Genomic DNA, 4541 nt, shown 5'->3' with positions numbered 1-4541 from the left:
GGCTATATGACCGGCCTGTTCCGCAAACTGGAAACCTCTGGCAAGCCGTGGGTGTCGGCGATCAACGGAACCTGCATGGGCGGCGCATTCGAGTTGTCGCTCGCTTGCCATGGCCGTGTCGCGGCCGATTCCGACAAGGTCAAGATGGCGCTCCCCGAAGTGAAGATCGGCATCTTCCCGGGCGCCGGCGGCACCCAGCGCGTGCCGCGGCTGACCGACCAGCAGCAGGCGCTGCAGATGCTGACCTCCGGCCAGACGCTGTCGCCGCAGAAGGCCAAGTCGATGGGCCTGATCCACGAGATCGCCGAGCCGCAGAAGCTGGTCGAGACCGCCAAGGCCATGATCAGAAATGGCTTGAAACCGGTGGCGCCGTGGGACGAGAAGGGCTTCAAGCTGCCCGGCGGCCCGGTCTATTCGGTGGCCGGCGCCAATCTGTGGCCTCCGGCAATCGCCATCCTGCGTCGCGAGACCCATGGCAACTACCCTGCCGCCGCCGCCATCCTGAAATGCGTCTATGAAGGCCTGCTGGTGCCGTTCGACATCGCCTTGCGCATCGAGCAGCGTTATTTCACCGAGATCATGCAGACCAGGGAAGCAGCGGCGATGATCCGCTCGCTGTTCGTCTCGCTGCAGGAACTGAACAAGGGTGCACGCCGCCCGGCCGGCGTGCCGGAAACCAAGTTCAAGAAGATCGGCGTGCTCGGCGCCGGCTTCATGGGCGCCGGCATCGCCTATGTTACGGCCAAGGCCGGCATTCCAGTGGTGCTGCTCGACCGCGACATGGAAGCTGCCGCCAAGGGCAAGGCGCATTCGGACGGCCTGATCTCGGATCAGGTCAGGAAGGGCCGCGCCAAGCCAGAGGACAAGGACAGGCTGCTGTCGCTGATCACGCCGACGGCAGACTATGCCGACCTCGCAGGCTGCGACCTGGTGGTCGAGGCGGTGTTCGAGGATTCGGGCGTCAAGAAGGACGCCACCGAAAAGGCGGAGGCCATGCTGAAGCCGTCGGCGGTCTTCGCGTCGAACACGTCCACCATCCCGATCACGTCGCTGGCGAAGAATTCGGCGCGGCCGAAGAATTTCATCGGCATCCATTTCTTCTCGCCGGTCGACAAGATGATGCTGGTCGAGATCATTTTGGGCAAGAAGACGGGCGACAAGGCGCTGGCCGCCGCGATCGACTTCGTCCGCGCCATCAAGAAGACGCCGATCGTCGTCAACGACACGCGCGGCTTCTACGTCAACCGCTGCGTGCTGCGCTACATGTCGGAAGCCTACAAGATGCTGATCGAGGGCGTTCCGGCGCCGATGATCGAGAATGCGGCGAAGGCCGCCGGCATGCCGGTCGGTCCTTTGGCGCTCACGGACGAAACGGCGATCGACCTCGCGCAGAAGATCATGAAGCAGACCATGCGCGATCTCGGCGAAAACGCGGTCGACTCGAAGCAGATGGCGCTGATCAACACGCTGGTCGATACGCATGGTCGCTTTGGCCGCAAGAACGGCAAGGGTTTTTACGACTATCCGCAAAAGCCTGCCAAGAAGAAGTTGTGGCCGGGCCTGAAGGATCTCTATCCGCAGTTGGCGCCGGAAAAGGTCGACTATGAGGAACTGAAGCAGCGGCTCCTGGTCACCATCGCGCTAGAGGCGGCGCGGGTGATGGAGGAGGGCATCGTCACCGATCCGCGCGAAGCCGATGTCGGCTCGATCCTCGCCTTCGGCTTCGCGCCCTTTACCGGCGGCGTGCTGTCCTACATCGACGGCATCGGCTCAAAGAAATTCGTCAAGATCGCCAAGGGCCTGCAAAAGAAGTACGGCGCCGAGTTCAAGGCGCCGAAGCTCCTGCTCAACATGGCGGAGAAGGGCGAGACTTTCTACGAACGCTTCGATCCCTATGCCAGGAGCGAAGCCAAGAAGGCGGCGTGACGCCGCCTTCGGTGGTGGACAAAATCACGGCCACCGGTTAGAACGGAGAAGGTATTTTTTCCTGTTCTGAAGGAGAGCAAAAGTGCTCTCGCATGACCGCGTATGGGCCGCCATCGATGCTCTCGCCGAGCGCTATTCGCTCTCGGCCTCCGGGCTGGCGAAGCGAGCGGGCCTTGATTCGACTGCCTTCAACAAGTCGAAGCGGCTGTCCTCGGACGGGCGGCCGCGCTGGCCGTCGACCGAATCGCTGGCCAAGATCATCGAGGCGACGGGCGCCTCGCTCGACGAATTCACGGGACTGGTCGAAGGCCGCGGCAAGCCCGTTCCCGGATCTTTGCCCCCACAGAGGTCTTCGGTGCCGCTGCTCGGCTTCGCCCAGGCCGGCGCCGGCGGCTTCTTCGATGATGCCGGTTTTCCGGCGGGGCAGGGCTGGGACCTGATCGAGCTTCCGGCACAGGCGACCGAAACCTCCTATGCGCTGCAGGTCCAGGGCGATTCCATGCTGCCGCTCTACCGCAATGGCGATGTGCTGATCGTCGAGCCGGGCGCTGCCACCCGCAAGGGCGACCGGGTCGTCGTCAAGACCAATGCCGGCGAGGTCATGGCCAAGGTGCTGGACCGTCAGTCGTCGAAGTCGATCATGCTGGTCTCGCTCAATCCCGATCACCCGGACCGCGACATCCCTATGCGCGATGTCGAATGGGTGGCGCGGATTGTCTGGGCAAGCCAGTAGGGGCCGCCAGTGCGTCCGCTTCATGCAGCTGCTGCGGTGTTGACGATCTTGGTAATGGGGGCCGCGATCGGCGCCGGCGGCCGCGCCGTGCTTCAAGGCGAAAACGGCCGTGTCGCGGCTCGAGCGCAGGCCGGCATGGCGGCGCAATCCGACGCGCCTGCCACCGCCGCGATCCCGCGCCCCAAAGCGGCGAGGCCGGAGGCGCATTCCAGGGCCATCGATCCCGAGGTCGTCGCGCCGCCGCCGCTTCAGCCCGAAGAGCTTGAACGGGTCGAGCCGCGCGCGCCGCTGAGTGACCTAGCGCTGGCCAAACCGCCCAAATTGAAAATGCCCGACGACTGGAACGGGACAAAACTGTTCCAGCCGGTTGCGCCGGCCGCCGGTATGATCGAGGCCAAGGGCTACTCGGTCGCGATTTCGGGTATCGACATCATCAGGCAGGACGAGACTTGCGCCGATGGCGGCAAGTCCTGGACGTGCGGCAGCCGGGCGCGAACGGCGTTCCGTGCTTTCCTACGCGGCCGGGCGGTGGTTTGCGCGGTGCCGCCCGAAGGCGGCCGCGACCTGATCGCCGCCGAATGCCGCGTTGGCAACCAGGATGTCGGTCAGTGGTTGATCGAAAACGGCTGGGCGCGCGCAGCCGAGGGTGGCCCTTACGTCGAGGCCGGCGAGAAGGCGCGTACGGCGATGAAGGGCATTTTCGGGCCGGCGCCCAGTCTCGCCGGCCTGCCTCCGGCACCAGCACCTGTCGCGGCAGCGCAGCCGACGCAGCTGATTCTCGATCCGTCGGCGACGGCTACGCCGCCAACCGAGACGACGGCTACGCCGCCAGCTGACCAGCCAGCGCCTTCTGAATGAGCGCGCGGGTTTCTGCGATGCCGTAGAGCGCGGCGAAGGAACCGAAGCGTGGGCCGCGCTCCTGTCCGATCAGCACCTGGTAGATCATCTGGAAAAAGGCGACAGAGACGCCCGGCCCGCCCTCCGGGCTCTGCTTCGAATGGTCCTGATAGCGTTCAATCTTGCGCGCGACGTTTAGGGCTGCATTCTGGATCACCTCGCCATTGGCATCTGGCGGCAACGCGGCGAGCGCCTCGGACAGTTTCGTCAGCGCCTCGCGCTCGACCGCGTCGGCGGCCCGGTACACCTTGGCCGGCTTCACGAAATCGTCGAAATAGCGGATCGCATATTCGGCCAGCCGGTCGAGCTCGGGATGGGTCCTCGGCGTCACGCCCGATGTGTGGCGCGAAATGAACCCCCACAGCACGTCCTTGTTCTGGGCGTTCGAGGCGCTGACCAGATTGAGCATCAGCGCGAACGACACCGGCAGGTCGACGACAGGCGGGTTACCGTCATGCATGTGCCAGACGGGATTTCCCAGCCGCTCCTTCCACTCCTGCCGGCGATAGGCGGACAAAAAGGCGTAATACTCGTCCACCGCCTTCGGAATGACGTCGAAATAGAGCTTCTTTGCCTGCCGCGGCCGCTGGTACATGTAGAGTTCGAGGCTTTCGGTCGGCGCGTAGGTCAGCCACTCGTCTATGGTCAGTCCGTTGCCCTTCGACTTCGAAATCTTCTGGCCGTTCTCGTCCAGGAACAGCTCGTAGACGAAATGCTCCGGCGCGCGCCCGCCCAGGATATTGCAGATACGGTCGTAGATCACCGCATTCGTCTGGTGGTCTTTGCCGAACATTTCGAAATCGACGCCGAGCGCCGCCCAGCGCATGCCGAAATCCGGCTTCCATTGCAGCTTCACCCTGCCGCCGGTTATGGGCAGCGTGGTTTCGGTGCCGTCATCATCGAAGGTGATAGTGCCGGCCTTGGCGTCGATACGCTTCATGGGGACGTAAAGCACGCGGCCACTTTTGGGGGAAATCGGCAAAAA

At 64.1% G+C, this 4541-nt stretch carries 3 protein-coding genes and 1 pseudogene; 3 read left to right on the top strand and 1 reads right to left on the bottom strand.

The window, feature by feature from the left end; translation table 11 throughout:
- The 3 genes from EOA86_RS23565 to EOA86_RS23555 all read left to right on the top strand — a co-directional run.
- Positions 1 to 1926 (top strand): FAD-dependent oxidoreductase (locus EOA86_RS23565; protein ID WP_128343847.1); only part of this gene is annotated, 1926 nt, incomplete at its 5' end.
- Positions 1927 to 2008: 82 nt separating this feature from the next.
- On the top strand, positions 2009 to 2659 hold the full coding sequence (locus tag EOA86_RS23560) for a helix-turn-helix transcriptional regulator (protein ID WP_127209416.1): 651 nt from the start codon (positions 2009 to 2011) through the stop codon (positions 2657 to 2659).
- A gap of 9 nt (positions 2660 to 2668) precedes the next feature.
- Positions 2669 to 3517: a thermonuclease family protein gene (locus EOA86_RS23555; protein ID WP_164891928.1), complete on the top strand. Its 849-nt coding sequence runs from the start codon at positions 2669 to 2671 to the stop codon at positions 3515 to 3517.
- On the opposite strand, the pseudogene lysK reads toward EOA86_RS23555, so the two are convergent.
- Positions 3480 to 4541: pseudogene (lysK, locus tag EOA86_RS23550) on the bottom strand (lysine--tRNA ligase); the annotation flags it as partial. The gene EOA86_RS23555 and the pseudogene lysK sit on opposite strands and share 38 nt — an antisense overlap.

The organism is Mesorhizobium sp. M5C.F.Ca.IN.020.32.2.1 (assembly GCF_004023105.1).
Taxonomy (GTDB): domain Bacteria; phylum Pseudomonadota; class Alphaproteobacteria; order Rhizobiales; family Rhizobiaceae; genus Mesorhizobium; species Mesorhizobium wenxiniae.
The sequence above is the reverse complement of the archived record's forward strand: the minus strand, read 5'-3'. Positions and strand labels throughout refer to the sequence as shown.